The organism is Streptomyces sp. NPDC006872, from assembly GCF_040635845.1.
Classification (GTDB): domain Bacteria; phylum Actinomycetota; class Actinomycetes; order Streptomycetales; family Streptomycetaceae; genus Streptomyces.
Genome location: NZ_JBEYIL010000011.1, coordinates 16,356 through 38,773, shown reverse-complemented (window position 1 = coordinate 38,773; position 22,418 = coordinate 16,356). Strand labels below are relative to the sequence as shown.

Genomic DNA, 22,418 nt, shown 5'->3' with positions numbered 1-22,418 from the left:
CCGCACATGAAGTCACCGTCGGGCCGTCGCCGAAAGGCCCCGGCACCGCGCCGCCCCGCCACCCCGCATCCGGGGTTCATGACGCTTGCGGCGCTCCTCGTCGTCGCGTCCCTGGTGGGCGGCTACCTGGTGCTCAACCGCACGACCAACACCGCGCCGACTGCTTCCTCGGGGGAGAGCAAGAAGAGCGCGACGAAGGCCACCGAGGAGCCGGTGTGGGACGGCAAGACCCACGTCCTGGGGGACGGCTCCACCTCGTACACCGGGCCGCAGACGGGCCAGTTGAAGCCGGTCCCGCTCAAGCCCGGTGAGAAGCCGCCGCAGTTCGTCGTCTTCTCCTGGGACGGCGCGCTCATGGGCGACGACGGCCTCTTCGAGCACTACCGGAAGATGGGCGAGCAGTACAACGCCAACATGACCTTCTTCCTCACCGGCATCTACCTGCTGCCCAAGAGCAAGAAGGACCTGTACTCCCCGCCGCAGCACTCCAAGGGCGCGGCCGCGATCAGCTACCCCACCGACGAACACATCCGCACCACGCTCGAGCAGCTCGGCGAGGCGTGGCAGGAGGGCAACGAGATCGGCACCCACTTCAACGGCCACTTCTGCGGCGCCAAGGGCGGCAAGGACTGGAGCGTCGAGGAGTGGAAGAGCGAGATCGACCAGTTCTACGAGTTCGTGGAGAACTGGAAGACCAACACCGGCTACAAGGACATCGCCCCGCTGCCCTTCGACTTCAAGAAGGAGGTCACCGGCGGCCGGGCGCCCTGCCTGGAGGGCCAGGAGAACCTGCTGAAGGCCGCCAAGAGCTACGGCTGGCGCTACGACGCGTCCAACCCGGGGGGCTTCCAGATCTGGCCGACGAAGAAGAACGGCCTCTGGGACTTCCCGCTCCAGGCGCTCCCGTTCGGCGACGTCCAGTCCCTGTCCATGGACTTCAACTTCCTGGCCAACCAGTCCGACGGCCAGCCCGACGGCGACCCCGCCAAGTACGCACAGTGGGAGCAGGAGACCCTCGACGCCTACATGGCCGGCTTCAACCGCGTGTACTACGGCAGCCGGGCCCCGCTGTTCATCGGCAACCACTTCGAGGAGTGGAACGGCGGCATCTACATGAAGGCCGTCGACCAGGTCATCGAGAACGTGTGCACCAAGAAGGACGTCAAGTGCGTGTCCTTCAAGGAGTTGGCCGACTGGATGGACGTCCAGACGCCCGAGACGCTGGAGCGGCTGCGCACGCTGGATCCGGCGCAGAACCCCGACTGGTCGACGGTCGTGCAGTGACGCCTGAAGCGGTCCGCGACGTAACCAAACCTCAACCGCAACCCTCTTCACAACTCATGCACACGTCATGCAAAGATGCCCTTCCCGGCATCCCTCCGCCGGGGCAAGAGGGGAAACATCAGTGAAGTCAAGGAAATTGAGCGGGACGCGCCGTCGTGTCTCGATACTCGGGGCAGCCGCGACCTCGGTCGTCGCCGGAGTCGCTCTCCTGCCCAACTGGTCCGCAGGCGCCGCGGTCACCGACGACCCCACGGTGGACGCGGGCACCAAGGCCACCTTCCAGCGGTTGGCGGACGCGGTCTTCACCGACCGTACGGACGCACTCGTCACGGGCAAGCAGGGCGACCGGGAGAAGCCGCTGACCAACGGCTTCTCCGGCGACGTCAAGCTGTCCTCCACCACCGCCCGCACCGAGGACTCCACCCTGTCCTCGCTGGGGCAGCGCAAGGACAAGCTGGCCAAGGCCGGCGAGAAGTACAGCAAGGCCGCCACCACCGTCACCCTGAACGCCACGCGCGTGACGGGCCGTACGGCCAAGGCCGCGGTCACCGAGACCACGACCCTGACCTACGCCCAGACGACCGGCAATGCGCCGAAGACGACCGGCTTCCAGGCCCAGCACGAGCTGACCTTCAAGGCCGACCGGCAGGGCAACTGGCAGCTGACGGACATCCGCGACACCGACCAGGGCGGTCTCGCGGTGAACACGCTGTCCAAGCCGGCCACCGTCAAGGCGACCACCGCGGACGACACCATGCCGAACGCCCCGCGCGCGGCGACCACCCGCAACCCGGCCGCCGTCCCGAAGACCGGCACCGCCTATGACTACAAGGCGATGGCGACGTACGCCGAGAAGTACTGGAACGTCTACAACAAGGACTACCCGGACTTCAACGGCCACGGCGCGGGCGGCGACTGCACCAACTTCGTCAGCCAGTCCCTGAAGGCCGGCGGCTGGAAGCACGTCCCCGGCTACGTGTACGACTACACCAAGTGGTTCGGCAACGCCGACATCCAGTCCGACTCGTTCGTCGGCGTCAACGAGTGGTCCTGGTTCGCCCAGAACTCCAAGCGGACGACCAGCCTCGCGAACGTCTACCAGCTGGAGGTCGGCGACGTCCTCCAGGTGGACTTCGACCGGGACGGGTCCAAGGACCACACGATGATCGTCACCTCCAAGAGCGGTGGCGTGCCGTACGTGACCTACCACTCCAACAACACGCTCCGCAGGTCGGTGGCGAGCCTCGTCGCCTCGTACCCGAACGCGTACTACTACGCGTACCGCACCTGATCCGGTACGCGCAGCCCGTCTGATCCGGCCGGCCCGTCACCTCGTCACTGATCGGGGTGGCGGGCTCGCCAGTAGGGGTTGTCGTGCGGCAGGGCGGACCCCACCCTGCCGTACATCCCGAAGACCATCAGCAGGATCCCGATCACAAAGCTGAGCATGCAGTTCTGGATCTTGAAGGCCAGGAAGTTGTAGTCCGTCTCCAGCAGCGCCATGTTCAGGAAGCCGCTGGCGATGAACAGGACGCCGAGGGTCATGTTGAGCGTGGACGCGAAGTTCCCGCCGATCACCATGCCCACGAAGAGCAGCAGCCCGACGCCGATCGACAGCCAGCTGAGCGCGCCGTTGGTGTTGAGACTCCACACCTCGTCCCCGCCGGTGTCGAAGAAGCCGATCTTGTCGATGACGCCGAAGATCCCGAAGACCAGCAGCCCGAGGCCCATCAGCCCGGCGCCGATCCGGTAGACCAGATTCAGCCGGTGGTCGACCGGCAGATGCTCGTTGAACGTGATCCGCCGCCTGGGACGGCTGTGCAGTGCGTGTGCGGCCATCTCCGCCTCCCTGGGAGTGGACGTGCCGACGGAGGCCTTGCGTACCCAATATCCGCCCGTCGCCCCCCGGGGGCAACGGCGGACGCCGTCAGTGCCCGGTGCCGCGCTCCTCGCGGATCAGGGACACCACGTGCGCGACCGCCCGCCGGACCGCCTCCGTCTCGGTCAGGAAGTGCCAGTAGTCGGGGTGCCGGCCCTCCAGCGTGGTGATCGCCCGCTCCAGCCGGGCCACCGAGTCGTCCAGCGGGCGCGCATGCCGAGGATCGGGCGTGTTGCGCCCCGCCATGGCCAGCCGCTGGGCGTCCCGGATCGCGAACCGGGTCCGGTCGATCTCCGCCTGCGGATCCTTCTGCACGGCGTTCAGCCTGGTCAGCCGGTCACCGGCGGCCGAGACCGCCTCGTCCGTGTTGTTCAGCAGGGCCCGCACCGTGGACAGCAGCGCGGTCGCGTCCGGCCAGCGCTGCGCGTCCCGCGCCGCCTGCGCCTCCTTCAGCTTCGCCTCCGCCTGCCGGACGCTCTCCCCGGCCTGGTCGGGGACATGCTGGAGGTCCTGCCAGCAGGCCGCCGCGAACCGCCGCCGCAGCTCGCTCAGGATCGGCTCCACCTGCCCGGAGCGCGTCTCCAGCGCCTGCGCGCGGGTGCGCAGCGACACCAGCCGGTGGTCGATCTCGGCGGCCCGTTCCGGCAGCCGCTCGGCCTCCGCCCGGACCGCCTCGGCCTCCCGCGCGACCCGCTCCGCCCGCTCCAGCGTCCCCGGCACCCCGTGCTGCCCCGCGCCCTGGTTCAGCTTCGTCAGCTCGGGCGCGAGCGCCGCCAGCCGCGCCGCGAGATCGTCGGCCCGAAGCCCGCTCTCCCGTACGGCGTCCAGCGCGTTGGACGCGGCCAGCAGCGCCTGCCGGGCCCGCTCCACGGCGGGTGCGAGCCGGGCCAGCTGGGTCTCGGCCTTGCCGAGCAGCGGGCCGAGACCGTCGGCGAACCGGTCCAGTTCCTGCTTGACGCGCCCCAACTCGTCCTTGGCGCGGGTCAGCTCGGTGCGCGCCTGGGCGGCCGCCGAGGCCTCCAGGTCGTCCCGGTCGAGATCGTGGGCGTCGACGGCGTCGATGTACTGGTGGCTGGCCTCGTCGATCCGCCTGCCGACGGCCTCGAAGTCGGCGACGGCCCGCCGGGCGGCCGGCGTGTCGTCCACGGCCTGGATCGTCTCGATCGAGATCCGCAGGTCGCGCTGGGCGGTGTCCAACTCGTAGAAGGCGGCCGCCGCCGCGTCCTTCGCCGCCTGGGCCTCGGCCCGCTGGCCCTCCGCCCGACCGCCGAACCAGCGCCGGGTGCCGCCGCCGGCGAACGCGGCGGGCAGCGCGAGAGCGACCACGAGAGGAAGGGCGACGAGCGTCAGTGTGTCGGTGAGCGCATGAAGGGCACGAAGTCGTGCGTGCGGCACCAACGGCGAATGCGGCTGCGCTGGTGTCGCCGTCACATCCCTCTCCCGTGCTGTCATCCACCCTGCCCGGTGTCATTCTCCCACCGGTTAAGGACGAACACACGGGTCGGTTAGTTCGCGTTCCTGAGGGTGACTTTGCCGTCGGCCGAGCGTGCGCTCACGACGTGCGCGCTGGACTCGTCCCGCGGCACGGAGACGTCCACCGCGCCGTCGTCGGTCTTCGTGGTCACCCGGTACGTCGCCGCGGGCAGCGTGATCGTCACGGACCCGTCGTCGCTGACCGACTCCACCCGGTCCGGCACGGCACTCAGGGTGAGCCGCACCGAGCCGTCCTGCGTGCGTGTGGTCACCGTGCGCGAGGAGACCTCGGCGCGGACGGAACCGTCGTCGCTGCGCAGCTCCAGCGGCCCGCTGGAGTCGGTGACATGCACGGAGCCGTCCTCGGTGCGCACGCTCAGCGCGTCCCGGAAGCCCCGCGCCCGGACGCTGCCGTCGTCGCTCCCGACCTTGACGGCGACACCCCGGGGCACCTCGATCCGGTGCTTGGCGGCGCAATCGGCGACCACCCCGGAACACCGCACCCGCAACGTCAGCCGGTCGTCCTTCATCGACCAGGTCACCTTCGGCTCCTTGCCGACGGCGACCGACCCCTGGAACCACCGGGTGACGTCGACCGTGCCCGCCCCGGTGTCGTCCGACGCGACGATCTCGAGCGCCGAGTCGTCGGAGTCGACGGTGAGCGTGCCGCCCTCCAGGGCGAAGGACCGCCGATCGGGATGCTCGTCGTCGTCGGCGGACGCGGTGCAGGCGGTCGCGATCACGGCGAGGACCACGACGGCTCCGCCGACGAGGACGGCACGGGCGGAACGGGTTGTCCGGGTTGTACGGGCCATGGTCGGTCTCCCCCTGAGGCGCTCTGACGAAGCACTCACGACGGTAGCCAGCGGCGGCCCGCCGCTCGATCCGGCACGCTCCCGGAACCGGGGTGGGGATAACCCCCGAGACGCCGTTACGGGGCGATACGGGTTTGCGGGACCCGGCCCCGGGCAATGTAGGCTGTCGACTCGTCCTGGGTGCGTAGCTCAGGGGTAGAGCGCCTGCCTTACAAGCAGGATGTCGGCGGTTCGAAACCGTCCGCGCCCACACAGGAGCAAGTGAGAAGAGGGCCCCCGGAAACCCGGGGGCCCTCTTCTCATGACCGGACGCGATTAGTTGCTTCGCGCATCGGTTGTCTGATGCATCGGTTGCCTGGTACATCTGTTGTATGCGGAACGAGGATCGTGTCACGGCGGTGCGCGCCCATGCTCGGCGTGTTACGCGTGAGCTGGGGTTCATGGAGCAGACGCTGGCCGCGACGCCCTATCCGCCGTCGACCGTGCATGCGCTGATCGAGATCGATCGCACGCCCGGGATCACGGCCGCCGAACTCGCGGACGAGTTGCTGCTGGATCGTTCGACCGTGAGTCGGCTGCTGCGCAGGCTGGTCGACGCCGACGAGATTCGTGAGGATCCGGGCGAGACGGACCGTCGGCACAAGGCGCTGTCGCTGACGGGCAAGGGGCGGCAGACCGTCCGGGCGATCCACCGGCATGGAACGGCTCAGGTGGAGAAGGCGTTCGCGCACCTCGGGGAGTCGGAACAGGAGGCGGTGCGGCGCGGCCTGCGCACCTACGCCGAGGCTCTGGTGCGCAGCCGTCTGGGGCATCCGCTCCCCGGTTCCCGGGCGGCGATCGAGGTGGACACGGAGCTGCGGCCGGGCGACGTGGGGCAGATCGCCGCGCTGCATGCGCGGGAGTACGCCGTGATCGCGGGCTTCGGGGTCGCGTTCGAAGCGGTGGTCGCCGGGGACCTCGCCGAGTTCGTCGGGCGCGAGGGCTCGGCCGGTCGGATCTGGATCGCCCGCGACGAGGGCGGCACGGTCGTCGGCTCGATCGCCGTCGACCTGTCCCACGGCCCGCACGAGGCGCACCTGCGCTGGTTCCTGGTCGGCCGGGAGGCTCGCGGCACCGGCCTCGGGCGGCGGCTGCTGGACGACGCGGTGTCCTACTGCGACGCCTGCGGTGCCGAGGCGACGACGCTGTGGACGTTCCAAGGGCTCGACACGGCCCGCGCGATGTACGAGAAGCACGGCTTCGCGCTGGTCTCGGAGCAGTCCGGGGACCGCTGGGGAAGCACCGTCGTCGAGCAGTTGTTCCGACGCCCGGCCCGCGCCGGTCTGTCGAGTACCTGAGGCTCGCGGCCACGCGTCAGCAGGCGTCGTACTTCCAGGCGTCGCCCTCCAGGGTCCACGGCTGCGCCTGCTGGTCGAACTTGGGCAGGCCCTGCACCTTGTAGGCGACTCGGGCCAGCGTGCCCGACACCTGGGCCGTGATGTCCGTCGCCGGGTGGTCCTCGCCGTAGTCCGCTTTCGCCTGCTCGACGACGCCGGCGTACGCGTCCTTGGTCGTCTGCTCGGCACAGCGGGCGGAGAGCATGCCGTACGCGGTGTCGGTGTCGGCGGCGAAGTACGCGGCGGTGTAGACGGCGACGGCCGCCTTCAGGTCGTCGCCCTCGTGCTCGGCCGGGACGCTGACGGTGGGCTCGGCCGCGGGTGTCCCCGAGTCGTTGGCCGGGGCCGTGTCGTCGCCGGGCGAGGAGCAGGCGGTGAGTGCGACGAGCGCTGCGGTGAGCGTGATGGCGGCGCGGATGCGCATGTGTCCCCCCACGGACAGAGCGGTCTGAAGGGGGCATCGTGTCATGGGGGTCGGGAGGGGAGAAGCCGCCCTCTACTCGTGCGCGTGCTTGAGGTTCATACGGGCCTCGACCCGGTCCGGCACCGCGATCTCCGCCCAGTAGCGGTGGCAGGTCACGAAGACCGCGAGCTCGTGTTCGCGCTGTCGGAGCTTCTCCACCTCGGCCTGTTCGTCGGCCGTCCAGCCGGGGGAGGCGGGGCGCTCGGTCTTGCGCCAGCCGGTGTCGTCGCTGAAGCCGTCCAGGGGCTCGACCGACCAGGGGAGCCGCTTCAGCAAGGCCGACAGCTCGGCCCGGACCTGGTGCAGCTCCTCCTGACCGGCGCGCAGGTCGCTGGGAAAGTCATAGGTCTTGGCCACACGGCAATGGTACGCCTGTTCGAATTTGGGTGGCGAGCTCCTTTGGGGTGTTCGTGTGAACGTATGTTCGAGTAGGGCGGTGGGTCTCAGGTGTCCGTGCGGGCCCGGTCGAGGATCGTCACGCCCATTCGGTCCGTGAGCTGCGGGTCTCCGTTGAGGCGGTGGACGACCACCCAACCGCCGTCGGGCATCGCCCCGGCGAAGAGCGAGGCGTGGCGGGTCGCGCCGTTGTGCCAGAGCAGCGGGCCGGTCGTCGCCCAGGAGGGTGAGGGATCTCCCAGCCGGCGTTCCACCAGGAGCCTTACGACCAGGTCGGCCACGGCGCGCGGAGTGGCCCACAGGCCGCCCGCCGGCAGGATCGCGCCGTCCATCGTCCACGGGCGGCGCGACCTGCCGAACAGGCCCGGGGCCTGGAGGCACCGTGCCGGGTCGGGGCGCGCCGTCATCTCCGCGATGTCCAGCGGGCGCAGTACGTACGCCGTCGCCAGCTCCTCGTACGCAGTGCCGGATGCGGCGGACAGGGCCGCGCCGAGGAGCGCGTAGCCGAAGTTGGAGTACTCCTCCTCCTGGCCCGGCGGGCGGGTGACGAGCGTGGCGAGTCGGGGGAGGAGGGCTTGCAGTGCCGAGTCGTCGAACGGGGCGTACGGGTCGCGGCGGGGGAGGCGGACGGGTGGCAGGCGGGGGAGACCGGACGTGTGCTCGACCAGATGCCGCAGCGTGATGCCGGTGCCGGGGGAAGCGGTGGGCAGCAGGCGTTCGACGGGGTCGTCGAGGCCGAGGACTCCGGCCGCCGCCATCCGGACCAGCGCCGTGCCGGTGACGACCTTGGTGAGCGACGCGATCGGGACGTAGCGGTCGACCGCGTGACCGTCGCTCAGGGCGGGCGGGGTTGCGTGGGTGAGGACACAGGTCGGGATGCGACGACGCATGACGGCCTCTGACTCCCTTCTCTCCTTCGCGGTGCTGTCCCGACGCTACGGGGTCGGACCCGGTTGTCAGACCCTCGCTCTACGGTGGGCGCATGGATCACAACGCTGTGGAGCAAGTGCGGCTGGTGCCCTGGTCGGAGGGCGACCTCTGGTTGCTGAAGCGGACCAACAGCCCCGAGATGACCGCGCACTTGGGCGGGCCGGAGAGCGAGGAGAAGCTCGCCGACCGGCATCGGCGGTATGTCGAGCCGTTCAACGGGTGCATGTACCGGGTCACGCTCGCCGACGGCGGGGAGACCGTCGGCTCGATCGGCTACTGGGAGCGCGAGTGGCGGGACGGGACGGTGTGGGAGACGGGCTGGGCGATCCTGCCCGAGTTCCAGGGCAGAGCCCTCGCGGCGCTGGCCGCCCGCACGCTCGTCGACGTCGTACGGGAGACCGGCGGGCACCCGGCCCTGCACGCCTTCCCCAAGGTGGACCATCCCGCGTCCAACGGGGTGTGCCGCAAGGCCGGGTTCACGCTGCTCGGGCTGGTCGAGCTGGAGTACCCGAAGGGGAACCCGATCACATCCAACGACTGGTACGTCGACCTGCGCACCGGTTCCTGAGGAGTGCCGGGTCCATCGAGTGGCGGGTCCAACGAGTGGCGGGCCCGGCTACCGGGTGGTGTCCGTCCAGCGGGTGGTGTCCGTCAACTCCCTTACCAGGCGCGCCGTCACCGGCGTCGGCACGCCGTGCCGTTCGGCCGCGCGCAGCAACGCCCCGCCGATGGCGTCGAGTTCGAGGGGACGGCCCGCCTCGGCGTCGCGCTGCATCGAGGACTTGGCGGTGGCGGCGAACGCGTCGTACCGGGCGAGCGCCTGGGCGGGGTCGGCGGGGGCGCCGCAGGCGGTGCTGACCGCGGCGGTCTCCTCGACCAGCGCGGTCAGCTCCTCGCGGTACCGGGTGCGCACCTCGCCGAGCGGCAGGCCGTGCCGGGTGGTGAGCAGGGCGAAGGGCGCGAGGAACGCCATCTTGGCCCACAGCGCGGCCGTCTCGTCCGGCAGGACGCGCACGGTCGGGCCGGCCCCCGTCAGCGCCTGCGCGAGCGCGTCGAGGCGGGGGCGCGGCACGGCGTCGCCGGTCAGGTCGATCTCCGCGAAGGCGCTCCCGTGCTCGATCACGCCCGGGGCGACCCGGGTCGACTCGACGCGGATGACGGCCGGGGCCACCCGGTCCGGGCGATGGTGCGTGCGCAGGACGGCCGGATGCTCGACGCCGTTCAGGAACGGCACGAGGAGGGTGTCCTCGCCGAGCGCGGAGGCCGGGACGCGGGTCAGCGCCGCGTCGAGGGCGGTGTGCTTGACGGCGATCAGGACCGCGTCGACCGGAGCGCGCAGCTCGGTGTCCGCGTCCACCCGAGCCGTGAACTCGCCGAACGGCGTGCTGCGGACGCGGATGCCGTCGGTGCGCAGGGCCGCGGCCGTGTCCTCGCCGGCCAGACAGGTCACCCGGTGGCCGGCCCGGGACAGCAGGGCCGCGAGCAGGCCGCCCACCCCGCCGGGGCCGAGGACGGCAACGGTGCGTATGTCGTTCGCCATGATGTTTGTTGTTCCTCTCGTCGGTCGACCCCGCGGGTGCGGTGGCCGCCTCTGAAGTGATCATGGCATGCGAATTCGGAGAGAGAACCGGAGAGGGAGACTGGGTACATGTGCCGGAGTATCAAGACGCTTCGTCCGCCCGCGTTGCCCGAGGAGGCGACGGAGGACGAGATTCGCGCCGCAGCCCTGCAGTACGTCCGTAAGGTGTCCGGCTTCCGGGCGCCGGCCGAGCACAACCGGGAGGTGTTCGAGAGAGCCGTCGAGGTCGTCGCCGCGGCCACGGCCGAACTGTTGGACGGCCTGGAGGTGCGCGGCTCGGGCCGCAGCGTGGCGGCGGGCGCGTAGCGCGTAGCGCCTGGGGGCCCCAGGGACAGGGGCAGAGACAGGGGCAGAGACAGGGACAGGGGGGACCCGGACCCGGGCCCGCTACGCCGGCTGTCTGCGCATCACGTACCCCGCGCCCGCCCCCGCGCCGACCAGTGCGAGCACCGAGACGCCCGTCGCCAGCCAGGTCGTGCCGAGCCAGTGGGCGCCGAAGTAGCCGAGGGCGGCGCTGTAGGCCGCCCAGGACAGGCCGGCCAGTGCGGACCAGGGGAGGAACTCGCGGGGGCGGCGGTGGGCCGTGCCCGCGATGAGGGAGACGACGGAACGGCCGGCCGGGGCGAAGCGGGCCAGGACGACCAGTGCGCCGCCGCCGCGGGCCAGGGCCTCGCCGAGACGTTCCTGCGCGGTGGTCAGCCGACGGGAGCGGGCGATCGCGCGGTCCAGGCGCTCACCGCCGCGCCAGGCCAGCCGGTAGGCCACCAGGTCGCCCAGCACGGAGGCGGTCGTCGCGGAGAGGATCAGGACCATGATGTCCGGGACGTCGTGGGGGACCTGTCCGGCCACAGCGCCCGAGCCCGCCGCCGCGGCCGTCGCCGCCGTGATGACGAGCACCCCGCTGGGCAGTACCGGAAGGAACACGTCGAGGAGGACCGACAGGCCCACCACCGCGTAGATCCAGGGGCTGCCGAGCAACGCCCCCACACTCTCGAACACCGCAGACTCCCCGTGTCTCCCCCGTGGCGACCCGACCGTGCCGCTGTGTCGCGGGGGAGCGGCAAGTGCGGCCAATGACAGCCATACAGCGTACGCCTGGGGTGTGACAGTAGATTCACGGGGGGCTCGTGTGTTCGGCACAGCTCGTTCACCTGCGGGGTGATCCACGCAGTGACTCGTGCAGTGACCCATGCAGCGACCCATGCAATGACCCATGCTGTGGTGCGCGACCGGCACGCACCACAGCATGGATCGGCCGTCGGGTCAGGCGTTGACAGTGGCCTTCTGCGCCGTCGGCGTCCGTTCCGCGGCCGTGCGACGGCCCGAGAACAGACGGTCGAGGCCGAGTGCCCCGGAACCGGTGAAGATCAGCAGCAGGAAGGCCCAGCAGAACATCGCGGAGGCCTCGCCGCCGTTCTCCATCGGCCACAGGGCGCCGGGCTGGTGCACGTCGAAGTAGGCGTACGCCATGGAGCCCGAGGCGAGGAACGCGGCGGCCCGGGTGCCCAGGCCCAGCAGCACCAGGCTGCCGCAGACGAGCTGGATCACGGCCGCGTACCAGCCGGGCCAGGCGCCGGCGTCGACGGTGCCGCCGTCGGTGCCCGCGGCGCCGCCGAGGACGCCGAAGAGGGAGGCCGCGCCGTGGCAGGCGAAGAGCAGGCCTACGACGATGCGGAAGAGGCCGACCGCATAGGGCTGTGCGGTATCGAGCTGTGCGGTGTTGAGACGAGCAGGCATGTGGGGGGTGCTCCTTCGGTGTCGGTCGTTGGGGGCGGCGGTACCGAATGAGCGACACACGTTAGGCGCACCTAATCTATGCTTGCAAGTTCAACTTTTGGCCATGGCTCGGATTCCGTTTTCGCCCCCGTCTCCCGGATCGCCGCACGCAGGACGGCTCTCGCGACCGCGTCGGCATCCGAGAGCGTGACCGAATCCACCCCCGGGCGGGCGCCCGCCGCGGTGACCCAGTGCACGCCCTCCGTGGGCACCCCGAAGGCGAACCTCCTTGCGTGCGACCGGCCCTGACGGTCGATCAGATGGTAGGGGCGCTGCGTTACGTCCAGCCCCCCGGTCACGTAACCGTCCACCGTGTGCGGACGGCACTGCCCGGTCTTCAGCAGCCGGGCCAGCAGGCCGTCGGCGGTGCGGCGGACGTCCGGTTCCGGGAGCCGCGCCTCGACGAGCGTCGTGACCCGGACGGCCGAGCCCGGCACCTCCGGCGAGTGCGCCCGCCAGGCCCCGTCCTCCTCGCGCACCTCCAGCCGGGGGCCGAGCACCTCCACCACCCCCGCCGCCACCAGGGCCGTCAGCTCCTCGATGCGGCGGCGCGGCGGTCCGATGGACAGGAAGGCGTTGAGCGGGGTGTACCAGCGGTCCAGATGGTCCCGGCGGGACGGGCCGGCCAGACCGGCGTGGTCGACGATCAGCCGCAGCTCGTTGCGCAGGTCGCGCAGCACGTCCAGGGCCGCCTTCGACGGCCCCTCCACATTGCCCCGGGCGGCGTCCTCGGCGTCCCTGCGCAGATACGCCAGCAGCCAGTCCCGCCACTGCCCCGGATGCGCGAACCGCCGTTCCGTATACGGCCGGGAGATCCGGTCCCAGCTCCAGCGGTCCGCCTCCGGCACCCCGAACTCGTCCAGCAGCAGGGCCTCTCGGGGGTCGCGGTGCGGGACGGCGAGGAATCGGTCGGCGAGGAAACGGCCGACGAGTCCGGGGCGGTCCGTCAGGGCCGTGTAGTAGACCGTCTCGACCTCCTTCGCCACCAACGGCCATATCTCGGCCAGGAAGTCGGGCGCCTCGCCGGAGTCCGCGCGCTTGCGGAAGCCCGCGATCACCTCCGGGGTGAGGACGAGCGGGGTGTGACGGCCGTACGGCCCCTTGGCGTTGTCGCCGCGTGCCTGGTACGGGACGCCGCGCCGGGAACCGGCGTACAGCCGGGGCTCGTGACCGGAGGGTATGTAGCGCAGGGCCCGCCCGGCGCCGCGGTGGCCGGCCCCGCCGGCGTCGGGGACGAAGCGGCCGCCCCGGCCGGTGGTCAGCAGGGCCATGTGGTCGAAGAAGTTCAGGCCCAGCCCGCGCAGCAGCACCGGTTCGCCCGGCGCGAGGGCGGAGAGGTCGACGTCGGCCGGGTTGGCGGGCGGGACATGGCGCAGGCCGTGGCGTTCGGCGTAGGCGGTGTGGCGCTGCTGGGCGCTGTCGGCGGCCACCGGCAGATGCCCCTGGGCGAGGACGACGGCGGACAGGCCGAGCAGGACGCGGCCGTCGGCCAGGGTGAGGACCTGGCGGCCGTCGGCGGCGTCGTCGAGCCGGATCGCGCGGGCCGCGTGCGTCTCGACGCGGATCGACGGCGGGGCCTGGCGCACGGTCCGCGCGAACACCCACTCCAGGTAGCGGCCGTAGTGCGCGCGGGTCGGGTACTCGTCCGGGCCCAGCGCGCCGCGCGCCCACGCGTGCAGACTCGGGCCCGGACGGATCGGGCCCGCGCAGTCCACGCTGTCGTCGGTGAACAGGGTCACCTGCGAGGCCACGGTGTTCATCAGCAGCTCCCGCGACTGCGCGGTGCGCCAGACGCGGCCCGGCCCCGGCGGGTCGGGATCGACGACGTGGACCGTCAGGCGCGCCCCGGGCGGCAGGAGTTCGGGCGCGGAGGCGCAGAGGCGTTCCAGGACGCTGGTGCCGCGCGGCCCGGCGCCGACGAGGGCGACGGAGACGGAGACGTCGATGGCGGCGGCACCGGCTGTGTGTTCCGCGTTCACTGAGGGCAAGGGGGTGACTCCCGGGCGTGTGGGGCGCGATGGAGCAGCCCGTCCACGAGGCGGTGCGAGGCGGTGCGAGGCCGTGAGGGAAGCGGACGGACTGCCTCATCATGCCTCCCCCGAACTCTTCGAGCACGGGGGTGCCCCCACCCTCCCGGAAGCCAACGCGGGCCCCACCCGCCCCAGTTGTCCCGTTGCCGCCCCGCGCTCGTCCCTTCGCCGTCCGGATCAGGGGGTGAGGTCGGACTCCTGGACGGTGGCCAGCACGCCGTCGGCCCGCGCCTGTTCCAGCCGCAGCCGGGCCGAACGTCCGTGCAGGGTCAGCGACATGAGCTGGTTGCCGAACCACGGTCCGCCCGTCTTCCGCCAGTCGACGGGCGGCCGCGGGCAGCGGCCGTGCCGGGCGAACCGACGGCCGAGCGCCCGGGCCGCGGCACTCCAGCCGAAGCGGAAGCCCGCCCTTATCGACAGCGGGATGGCGTTGTGGACGGGGGAGCAGGTGAGTTGCAGCACACGCGCGTCGGGACCGGTCCCCTCGGGCCAGCGGGGCTCGGCCACATACGCGTGGTGCACGTCCCCGGACAGCACGAGCACGCTCGCCGGGGCCTGCGCCCCGGTGGCCGCCCCGCTGCCCGCCTCGGCGATCAGCGCCGTCAGCGCGGCGAAGGACGTCGGAAAGGCCGCCCAGTGCTCCAGGTCCGCCGCCCGGCGCAGCTTCTCCCCGAACCGGGCCCAGCGCGGCCCGCGCTCGCCCCGGCACAGGGCCGCGTCCCACGCCTCGGCGTCGTGCACCAGCTGCGGCAGCAGCCAGGGCAGCGAGGTGCCGATCAGCAGGTGGTCGTAGGAGCCGGGACGGTCGAGGGCCTGTGCGCGCAGCCATGTCTGCTCGCCGGCGTCGAGCATCGAGCGCCCGCCCTCGTCGAGGACCCGCGCGGCCCGGGTGTCGACCATCAGCAGCCGTACCCGTCCGAAGTCGCGCCGGTAGCTCCACCGCACGGACGCCGGGTCCGCGTCGGCCCGGCAGGCGAAGGCGCGCAGCACGTCGGTGCCGTCGGGCGTGTCGCGGACGGCGGCGTAGAGCGGGTCGGCGGCCAGCTCGGCCGGGGTGAGGTTGCCGAGGTGCTGGTGCACCCAGTACGACATCAGGCCGCTCAGGATCCGCTCGCGCCACCAGGGCGTGGCCCGCATGTCGGCCAGCCAGGCGGCGGAGGTGTTCCAGTCGTCGATGACGTCATGGTCGTCGAAGACCATGCAGCTGGGCACGGTGGACAGCAGCCAGCGCACCTCGGGGTCGAGCCAGGACTCGTAGTACAGCCAGGTGTACTCCTCGAAGTCCGCGACCTCGGCGCCCGGCGGATCGGCGAGGCCGCGGCGGGCGGCGATCCGCTCCCTGGTCCTGTCGGACACCTCGTCGGCGTACACCTGGTCGCCCAACAGCAGCAGGACGTCGGGTCGTTCGGCTGTCGGATCGGCGGCGAGGCGTGCGGCCAGGCTGTCCAGGGCGTCGGCGCCGACGGGGTCGCGGTCGTCGACCGGGGGTGCGGCCCAGCGGCAGGAGCCGAAGGTCACGCGGACCTCGCCGTCGCCGTCGTCCGCACCGGCGGCCGGGGTGCGGATGACCGACGGCGGGAAGGGGGAGTCGGGCGGCGGCCAGACGAGGGCGCCGTCGAGGAAGACCTCGTAGGCCGTCGTCGTGCCCGCCGTCAGGCCGTCGACCTGGACCAGGGCGTAGTGATGGCCCGCGACCTGGAAGGTGCGGGCCGTGCCGGCGGCGCCGTCCGCGCAGCGCACCTCGGCGGCGCACGGACGGCTCGCCTCGACCCAGACGGTCGCGGACGAGCCGTCGGCGTACCTCAGCAGTGGTCCCAGCCGCAGTCCGGCCACGTGATCGCCCTCCTCCGTCGCCCCGTACGGTACGGAACGACGGAGGTCCACGGGGAGATCCCGGCGGCTACGGATCGATCAGCTTCCGTGAATGTCGATCAGCAGCTGGCGAGGTAGCTCGTCAGCGCGCTCTTCTCGGCGGAGTCGACCGAGAGGTCGTAGTAGTACTTCACCTGGACCCAGGCGCGGACGTAGGTGCAGCGGTACGAGGTGACCGACGGCATCCACTCGGCCGGGTCCTGGTCGCTCTTCGACTGGTTCACGTTGTCCGTGACGGCGATGAGCTGCGGCCGGGTCAGGTCGTTGGCGAAGTTCTGCCGCTGGGTGGAGGTCCAGCTGTCGGCACCGGAGTCCCAGGCCTCGGCCAGCGGGACCAGGTGGTCGATGTCGAGGTCGGAGGCGGCGGTCCAGGTGGCGCCGTCGTAGGGGGAGTACCAGGTGCCGCTGGTGGCGGCGCAGGCGGAGCTGGTGACGACGTTCGTACCGTCCCGCTTCAGGACCGTCTCACGGGTGTTGCAGGTGCCGGAGATGGTGATCCAGTGGTTGAACAGGTCGCGGTCGTAGCCGGTGCGGTCCTCGGTCGCCACGGTGAGCGAGGCGAGGTAGGTGCGGGCGGTGGCGGCGCTGACCGGGGTGGGGAGGGCGGCGGAGGCGGTCGGGGAGTTGATGAGCCCGACCGAGGCTATGAGACCGGTGAGGGCGGCGAGTATGCTCAGCCGTCCACGCGCGTAGAACTTCGACATGCGAACTCCATGGGGGATGCGGGGTGTTGGAGCGCGAGCGTTCGAATGCTCGCGGTGCCGAGTTGCGGGGAGATGAGCGCTCGGTAAGAAACTAATGACGCGTGCATGACACGACAAGGTTTATCGCAGAACGATCTCGTACAATGGGGAGCGCAGAAGGGGAGTAGCTCTTCGCCGGACCGTCGACATACTGCTCAGCTCGTCTGAGCCGGCGCCCGGAGGCAGACCCGTCGTACGGGTCGGCCAGCGAGACCTTCGGCAAGCAGTGCACGCCCGTGCCCTACGGCACGGGTGACTTGTGTGCTGCCGTGCCGAGGTGTCTTTGTGCGAAGTATGTGAGGTACTGCACTCTCGGTGGGGCGGCCCCGACCGATTGAGGAACCTTGATCAGCATCACCGTCACGGCGCTCGTCTTCGGCGTCGTCTTCCTGGCCGAGCTGCCGGACAAGACCGCCCTCGCCGGCCTCGTCCTCGGCACCCGCTACCGCGCCTCCTATGTCTTCGCGGGCGTCGCCGCCGCCTTCACGCTGCATGTCGTGCTCGCCGTCGCCGCGGGCAGCGTGCTCACGCTGCTGCCGCAGCAGCTCGTGCACGCGCTGACGGGCGTCCTGTTCCTGGGCGGCGCGGCGGTGCTGCTGCTGAAGAAGGACGAGGGCGACGAAGAGGTCCGGCGGCCCGAGAACCAGTCGTTCTGGAAGGTCTCGGGCGCGGGCTTCATGCTGATCCTCGTCGCCGAGTTCGGCGATCTCACCCAGATCATGACGGCCAACCTCGCCGCCCGCTACGACGACCCGCTCTCCGTCGGCCTCGGCGCGGTGCTGGCGCTGTGGGCGGTGGCCGGACTCGGCATCGTCGGCGGAAAGGCCCTGATGAAGAGGGTCCCGTTGAAGCTGATCACCCGGATCGCGGCCCTGCTGATGCTGGCGCTGGGCGTGTGGAGCCTGTGGGAGGCGGTCGCGGGCTGACCCCGGGCCCGAGCGGGTCCTGACCGGTCCCGAGCGGGCTCCGAGCGGGTCCGGCGGAGCTGAACGGCGGGTGAACGGTTTTCGGACCTTTTCCGGTGGGGTGGCGGTCGGGCCGGATTATTTTGTACCGTAGGGAAACAAAGTGGCTCCCGCCCGTTTTCCCTGACCGGCGGGCGGGGCCGCCTTGTTCTCTTCCCGGCCGCCTTGTCCCTTCTTACCCGGAGCTGCCTGATGCCGGTCCTGACCGCCCGCGCCCTCCTGCTCGACATGGACGGCACCCTCGTGAACTCCGACGCCGTCGTCGAGCGGGTCTGGCGGCGCTGGGCCGACGCGCACGGGCTCGACGGGGACGAGGTCATGAAGGTCGTCCACGGCCGGCAGGGCTACGCCTCGATGGCCGTACTGCTGCCCAGTCGGCCGATGCATGTGAACCTCGCGGACAACGCGCGGATGCTGGCGGAGGAGACCGCCGACCTGGAGGGCGTGGTGCCGGTGCCCGGCGCACCGGAGTTCCTCGCCTCCTTGCGCGGCGTCCCGCACGCGCTGGTCACCTCGGCGGACGTCCCGCTGTCGACGGCCCGGATGGCCGCGGCGGGACTGGACCTCCCGGACGTGCGTGTCACCGCGGAGTCCGTGGGCGCGAGCAAGCCGGACCCGGAGGGGTTCCTGAAGGGCGCGGCCGAGCTGGGGATCGCCCCGGCGGAGTGCGTGGTCTTCGAGGACTCCGGGGCGGGCATCGAGGCCGGACGCGCCGCCGGGATGCGGGTCGTGGGCGTGGGCCCACGGGCGGCGGTGCACGGACCGGACGCGGTGGTGCGGGATCTGCGGCAGGTGCGGGTGGAGACGGTGGCGGACGGGGTGCGGGTTCACTTGGGGTGAGGCGCCGGAGCGCGGGTCGGCATCGTCCAGCCCGCCCCTACGGCTCCTTCGTCTCCGACTCCAGCTTCTCCCGGGTCACCGGTCCGTACACGCCCAGTCCGTCCTCCGTCGTGCCGCGCGCCCACTGGAAGTTGCGCAGGGCGCTCTCGACATCGCTGCTGAACGTGCCGTCGGCCTCGCCGGTGTAGAGGAACACCTCGGTCAGCCGCAGCTGGAGTTCGGTCACCTCGGCTCCCGTGTCGCCGAGTCGCAGCACGAGGTCGGGGGAGGTCCCCTGGCTGTTGTCGGCGCCGTTCTCGGGCCCCGAGGAACTGGTGACGCGAGCGGTCGGGGTGGCCTCGACGGCGTCGGCCGACCGCGACGCCGAGGGTGAGGCGCTCGCCTGCGACCTGGACGGCGACGGGCTCCCGCTCTCGGAGGGCGACGGCGAGGCGCCGGAGGCCGACGGAGACGCGGAGCGGCTCGCCGACGGCGACCCGGACGACGCGCTCGTGGAGGTGTCGGGCACGGCTGCCCGTACGTCCTTGGGGGCGGCCGTGTCGCGTGTCGGCGTCTCGTAGGAGAACAGTCCGCTCGCGAATCCGGCGGCGGCCAGGACGGCCACGACGGCGGCGGTCGTCGCGATCAGCAGGGCGCGGCGACGGCGCGGGCTGCCCGGTTCCTCGTCGTCGGGGCGCGCGGTGTCGAGCTCGTCCGCCTCGAACAGGCTCAGGTCGCCGGCGCTGGGCGCTAGGCCGGGCGGAGCCAGCGGAGTCGGTAAAGCCGTCGTCGCGTCCGGGGGCGGCGGGCCGGTGGGGTCCACGGCGCGCAGCGGCATCGTCGCGTCGGCCGGGAACGGCGGGGCCGTCGGGAGCGTCGGGACCGTCGGGATCGGCATGGTCACGTCGGCGGCGGAGGAAGCCGCGGCCCCGGCCCCCGCCCCCGTCCCGACCCCGGTGTCCCTCCCGGAGGTGACCGCGCCGTCCAGTTCCACGTACGGCCGTATCCGCAGCGGATCGAAGTCCTCCGCCGCGGCGGCCTCCGCCGTGCGCGTGTCGCGCAGGGTGTCGGCGGCGCGCTGGGCGCAGGCGCAGGACGGGGTGTTGTCGGGCGCGCGCAGTGCCCCGCACTCCGGGCACGGCAGCCCGTACTGCTCGGGTCGCCCTTGTTGCCCCGTCGGATCGATCACTTGTTCGTCCCTCCCCATCCAAACTCCAGAGATTATGCAGATCCTCCACACAGCCGGCCGCGCGCGACCCCCGGAATGTCGGATTCCGCCAGGATCCCGAGGGATTACCCTCGGGCACCCGGAAAGATCGCGGCGGTTCCGAGCGCGGAATCAAGCGGACTCAAGAGGCCATAACGGGTCACACCGATCACGATGAAGGGGTCACCAGAGCCACCAGAGCCGCAGGAGGCATCCATGGCCTTGGACGCGCACAGCAGGACCGCGGATCCACGTCAGGAACACGTGTCCGGAAACGTCCTCGTCTCGATCGGCGCCCTGCTGCTCGGCATGTTCCTCGCCGCCCTCGACCAGACGATCGTGTCGACCGCCCTGCCGACGATCGTCAGCGACCTCGGTGGTATGGAGCATCTGTCCTGGGTGGTCACCGCGTACCTGCTGGCGTCGACGGCCGCGACCCCGCTGTGGGGCAAACTGGGCGACCAGTACGGCCGCAAGAGGCTGTTCCAGATCGCGATCGTCATCTTCCTGATCGGTTCGGCGCTGTGCGGAATGGCGCAAAACATGCCGCAGTTGATCGGCTTCCGGGCGCTCCAGGGCCTGGGCGGCGGCGGGTTGATGGTGCTGTCGATGGCGATCGTCGGCGATATCGTCCCGCCGCGCGACCGCGGCCGCTACCAGGGCCTGTTCGGGGCGGTGTTCGGCGCCACGAGCGTCCTCGGCCCGCTGTTGGGCGGACTGTTCACCGAGGCCCTGAGCTGGCGCTGGGTCTTCTACGTCAACCTGCCCGTCGGCGTCGTCGCCCTCGCCGTCATCGCGACGGTGCTGCGCATCCCGCGCAAGTCGACCAAGCACGTCATCGACTACCTCGGCACCTTCCTCATCGCCTCGGTCGCCACCTCTCTGGTGCTGGTGGCGTCCCTCGGCGGCACCACCTGGGACTGGGGCTCCCCGCAGATCGTCGCACTGGCGGTGCTCGGGGCGCTGCTGGCCGTCGCGTTCGTGGCCGTGGAGCGCCGGGCGGCCGAACCGGTCCTCCCGCTCAAGCTGTTCCGCATCCGCACCTTCACCCTCTCCGCCGTGATCAGCTTCATCGTCGGCTTCGCGATGTTCGGCGCGATGACGTATCTGCCGACCTTCCTCCAGGTGGTGCACGGCGTCTCGCCGACCATGTCCGGCGTGCACATGCTGCCGATGGTGGCGGGCATGCTGCTGTCGTCCACCGGCTCCGGGCAGATCGTCAGCCGCACCGGCCGCTGGAAGGTGTTCCCGGTCGCGGGCACCGCCGTCACCACCCTCGGCCTGCTGCTGCTCCACCAGCTCGACGAACACAGCTCCACGGGCGAGATGAGCACCTGCTTCTTCGTCTTCGGCCTCGGCCTCGGCCTGGTCATGCAGGTGCTGGTGCTGATCGTGCAGAACGCCGTCGGGTACGAGGATCTCGGCGTCGCCACCTCCGGCGCGACCTTCTTCCGCTCCATCGGGGCCTCCTTCGGCGTCGCCATCTTCGGGACGGTCTTCGCGGGCCGCCTCGGCGACAAACTCACCGACGCCTTCCGGGGCGTCCGGCTGCCGTCCGGGGTCTCGGCCGGAACACTGGAGTCCGATCCACGGGGCATCGCCGACCTGCCGCCCGACCTGCGCCCGGGCGTCCTGGACGCGTACGCCTCCGCCATCACCGACGTCTTCCTGTACGCCGCGCCCGTCGCGCTCCTCGGCTTCGTCCTGGCCTGGTTCCTCCGGGAGGACCCGCTGCGCGGCTCGGTCACCGCCCCCGACGTCACCGAGACCCTCGCCAGCAACCCGGTGGAGCGGTCCTCGTACGACGAGGTGTGCCGGGCGCTGTCGGTCCTCGGCACCCGTGAGGGCCGCCGCGAGATCTACCGGAAGATCACCGCACAGGCGGGCTACGACCTCCACCCGGCCGCGAGCTGGCTGCTGCTGCGGATCAACCGGTACGGCAGCGTCGAGCCGTCGGTGCTGGCCGAGCGCACCACCGTCCCGCTGTCGGTGATCATGGACGCCGCCCGGCAGGTCGAGGAACGCCGGCTCGCCGTGCGCGAGGGACTCGACATGGTGCTGACCGACGCGGGCCGCGAGGTCGCGGAACGGCTCGCCGAGACCCGCGAGCAGTCACTGGCCGAGCTGCTCGGCGACTGGTGGGGACCCGACCGGCCCACCGACCTGGTCCAACTGGTCCGGGAACTGAACAGCGAGCTGTGCGGCTCGGAGCGGGAACAGCCGCACGGCGGACGGGTCGTGCCCGACCACCGGCTCCCCTGAGGTCACAGCACCAGCGGCCTGGCGAACCAGTGGTCGGCGTACGGGTCCGCGTTGTGCGGCTCGGTCTCCGTGTAGCCGAGCCGGGAGTACAGGGCGCGCGCCTCGACGAGGTCGCCGCGGGTGTCGAGGATCATCCGGGTGACGCCGAGCGCGCGGGCGGCGTCCTCGGCGCCCCGGACGAGCAGCGCGGCGCCGCCCCTGCCCCGCAGTTCCGCCCGGACGAACACCCGGGTCAGCTCGGCGGTCGTCGCGTCCAGCAGCCGTATGCCCGCGGTCCCGGCCGGTTCGCCGTCGTACCGCCCCACGAGCAACCGCCCTCGGGGCGGGGCGAGTTCGGCGCCGGTGCGGGCGGCGATCTCCCGCTCCAGCTCCTCCGGGTCGGTCCGGCGCCCTTCGTGCAGCAGGTAGTAGCGGTCGCTGACCTCGGTGTAGTACGCCCGCCAGAGCGCGACGGCGGCGGGGGAGTCGACGGCTTCCGGGGCGATCGTCCAGGTCATTCGCTCATTCTGCCGAGCCGGTGTGCGCGGCCCGCAAGCGAATATGCGCGGC

Annotated in this window: 22 protein-coding genes and 1 tRNA gene; 9 read left to right on the top strand and 14 right to left on the bottom strand. The window is 71.5% G+C overall.

Annotation, left to right across the window (positions count from 1 at the left end):
- Positions 1–6: 6 nt before the first annotated feature.
- Both ABZ725_RS30125 and ABZ725_RS30120 read left to right on the top strand, forming a co-directional pair.
- A complete protein-coding gene (locus ABZ725_RS30125; RefSeq protein ID WP_358805675.1) occupies positions 7–1,284 on the top strand; it encodes a hypothetical protein in 1,278 nt (425 codons plus the stop codon).
- 121 nt (positions 1,285–1,405) lie between these two features.
- The gene (locus ABZ725_RS30120; protein ID WP_358805674.1) at positions 1,406–2,575 is read left to right on the top strand and encodes an amidase domain-containing protein; all 1,170 of its coding nucleotides are present in this window, start codon (positions 1,406–1,408) and stop codon (positions 2,573–2,575) included.
- A 44-nt stretch (positions 2,576–2,619) separates the two neighbouring features.
- On the opposite strand, the gene ABZ725_RS30115 is transcribed toward ABZ725_RS30120, so the two are convergent.
- The 3 genes from ABZ725_RS30115 to ABZ725_RS30105 form a co-directional block, all read right to left on the bottom strand.
- A complete protein-coding gene (locus tag ABZ725_RS30115; RefSeq protein ID WP_351911309.1) occupies positions 2,620–3,123 on the bottom strand; it encodes a DUF4383 domain-containing protein in 504 nt (167 codons plus the stop codon).
- An 88-nt stretch (positions 3,124–3,211) separates the two neighbouring features.
- On the bottom strand, positions 3,212–4,594 hold the full coding sequence (locus ABZ725_RS30110) for a hypothetical protein (RefSeq protein ID WP_358805673.1): 1,383 nt from the start codon (positions 4,592–4,594) through the stop codon (positions 3,212–3,214).
- A gap of 74 nt (positions 4,595–4,668) precedes the next feature.
- Positions 4,669–5,451: a DUF4097 family beta strand repeat-containing protein gene (locus ABZ725_RS30105; protein WP_358805672.1), complete on the bottom strand. Its 783-nt coding sequence runs from the start codon at positions 5,449–5,451 to the stop codon at positions 4,669–4,671.
- Positions 5,452–5,629: 178 nt separating this feature from the next.
- On the opposite strand from ABZ725_RS30105, the gene ABZ725_RS30100 reads away from it, so the two are divergent.
- Both ABZ725_RS30100 and ABZ725_RS30095 read left to right on the top strand, forming a co-directional pair.
- Positions 5,630–5,701, top strand: a tRNA-Val gene (locus ABZ725_RS30100).
- A 190-nt stretch (positions 5,702–5,891) separates the two neighbouring features.
- On the top strand, positions 5,892–6,788 hold the full coding sequence (locus tag ABZ725_RS30095; protein WP_358805671.1) for a helix-turn-helix domain-containing GNAT family N-acetyltransferase: 897 nt from the start codon (positions 5,892–5,894) through the stop codon (positions 6,786–6,788).
- 16 nt (positions 6,789–6,804) lie between these two features.
- Here ABZ725_RS30095 and ABZ725_RS30090 read toward each other — a convergent pair whose 3' ends face one another.
- The 3 genes from ABZ725_RS30090 to ABZ725_RS30080 form a co-directional block, all read right to left on the bottom strand.
- Positions 6,805–7,251: a hypothetical protein gene (locus ABZ725_RS30090; RefSeq protein ID WP_358805670.1), complete on the bottom strand. Its 447-nt coding sequence runs from the start codon at positions 7,249–7,251 to the stop codon at positions 6,805–6,807.
- A gap of 72 nt (positions 7,252–7,323) precedes the next feature.
- Positions 7,324–7,647 carry a hypothetical protein gene (locus tag ABZ725_RS30085; RefSeq protein WP_351911303.1) on the bottom strand — a complete coding sequence of 108 codons (324 nt, stop codon included), beginning with the start codon at positions 7,645–7,647 and terminating at the stop codon, positions 7,324–7,326.
- Positions 7,648–7,733: 86 nt separating this feature from the next.
- Complete coding sequence (locus ABZ725_RS30080) at positions 7,734–8,576, bottom strand: serine hydrolase domain-containing protein (RefSeq protein ID WP_358805669.1); 843 nt, start codon at positions 8,574–8,576, stop codon at positions 7,734–7,736.
- 92 nt (positions 8,577–8,668) lie between these two features.
- Between ABZ725_RS30080 and ABZ725_RS30075 the strand changes: the two genes are divergently transcribed.
- Positions 8,669–9,184, top strand: a complete 516-nt coding sequence (locus tag ABZ725_RS30075; RefSeq protein ID WP_358805668.1) for a GNAT family N-acetyltransferase — start codon at positions 8,669–8,671, stop codon at positions 9,182–9,184.
- Between the two features lie 48 nt (positions 9,185–9,232).
- Here ABZ725_RS30075 and ABZ725_RS30070 read toward each other — a convergent pair whose 3' ends face one another.
- Positions 9,233–10,156 carry a 2-dehydropantoate 2-reductase gene (locus ABZ725_RS30070; protein ID WP_358805667.1) on the bottom strand — a complete coding sequence of 308 codons (924 nt, stop codon included), beginning with the start codon at positions 10,154–10,156 and terminating at the stop codon, positions 9,233–9,235.
- 108 nt (positions 10,157–10,264) lie between these two features.
- Between ABZ725_RS30070 and ABZ725_RS30065 the strand changes: the two genes are divergently transcribed.
- Positions 10,265–10,501 (top strand): DUF2277 domain-containing protein, encoded by a 237-nt coding sequence (locus ABZ725_RS30065; RefSeq protein WP_358805666.1) that lies wholly within the window; start codon positions 10,265–10,267, stop codon positions 10,499–10,501.
- Between the two features lie 81 nt (positions 10,502–10,582).
- On the opposite strand, the gene ABZ725_RS30060 is transcribed toward ABZ725_RS30065, so the two are convergent.
- From ABZ725_RS30060 to ABZ725_RS30040, 5 genes are all read right to left on the bottom strand, one after another.
- Positions 10,583–11,194, bottom strand: coding sequence for a VTT domain-containing protein (locus ABZ725_RS30060; protein WP_351911298.1), 612 nt, complete (start codon positions 11,192–11,194; stop codon positions 10,583–10,585).
- A gap of 264 nt (positions 11,195–11,458) precedes the next feature.
- Positions 11,459–11,932 (bottom strand): DoxX family protein, encoded by a 474-nt coding sequence (locus ABZ725_RS30055; protein WP_358805665.1) that lies wholly within the window; start codon positions 11,930–11,932, stop codon positions 11,459–11,461.
- A 71-nt stretch (positions 11,933–12,003) separates the two neighbouring features.
- Positions 12,004–13,950, bottom strand: a complete 1,947-nt coding sequence (locus ABZ725_RS30050) for an FAD/NAD(P)-binding protein (protein ID WP_358805902.1) — start codon at positions 13,948–13,950, stop codon at positions 12,004–12,006.
- 228 nt (positions 13,951–14,178) lie between these two features.
- Complete coding sequence (locus ABZ725_RS30045; protein WP_358805901.1) at positions 14,179–15,834, bottom strand: alkaline phosphatase D family protein; 1,656 nt, start codon at positions 15,832–15,834, stop codon at positions 14,179–14,181.
- 98 nt (positions 15,835–15,932) lie between these two features.
- A complete protein-coding gene (locus ABZ725_RS30040; RefSeq protein WP_358805664.1) occupies positions 15,933–16,577 on the bottom strand; it encodes an HNH endonuclease family protein in 645 nt (214 codons plus the stop codon).
- Positions 16,578–16,960: 383 nt separating this feature from the next.
- Here ABZ725_RS30040 and ABZ725_RS30035 point away from each other — a divergent pair, with 383 nt between their 5' ends.
- Positions 16,961–17,542, top strand: coding sequence for a TMEM165/GDT1 family protein (locus ABZ725_RS30035; RefSeq protein WP_358805663.1), 582 nt, complete (start codon positions 16,961–16,963; stop codon positions 17,540–17,542).
- Positions 17,543–17,773: 231 nt separating this feature from the next.
- Positions 17,774–18,421, top strand: a complete 648-nt coding sequence (locus tag ABZ725_RS30030) for an HAD family hydrolase (RefSeq protein WP_358805662.1) — start codon at positions 17,774–17,776, stop codon at positions 18,419–18,421.
- A 37-nt stretch (positions 18,422–18,458) separates the two neighbouring features.
- Here ABZ725_RS30030 and ABZ725_RS30025 read toward each other — a convergent pair whose 3' ends face one another.
- Complete coding sequence (locus tag ABZ725_RS30025) at positions 18,459–19,589, bottom strand: peptidoglycan-binding domain-containing protein (RefSeq protein WP_358805661.1); 1,131 nt, start codon at positions 19,587–19,589, stop codon at positions 18,459–18,461.
- 234 nt (positions 19,590–19,823) lie between these two features.
- Between ABZ725_RS30025 and ABZ725_RS30020 the strand changes: the two genes are divergently transcribed.
- Positions 19,824–21,869, top strand: a complete 2,046-nt coding sequence (locus ABZ725_RS30020; protein ID WP_358805660.1) for an MFS transporter — start codon at positions 19,824–19,826, stop codon at positions 21,867–21,869.
- A gap of 2 nt (positions 21,870–21,871) precedes the next feature.
- Here the strand turns inward: ABZ725_RS30020 and ABZ725_RS30015 are convergent, their stop codons facing one another.
- Positions 21,872–22,366 carry a GNAT family N-acetyltransferase gene (locus tag ABZ725_RS30015; RefSeq protein WP_358805659.1) on the bottom strand — a complete coding sequence of 165 codons (495 nt, stop codon included), beginning with the start codon at positions 22,364–22,366 and terminating at the stop codon, positions 21,872–21,874.
- Positions 22,367–22,418: the final 52 nt, after the last annotated feature.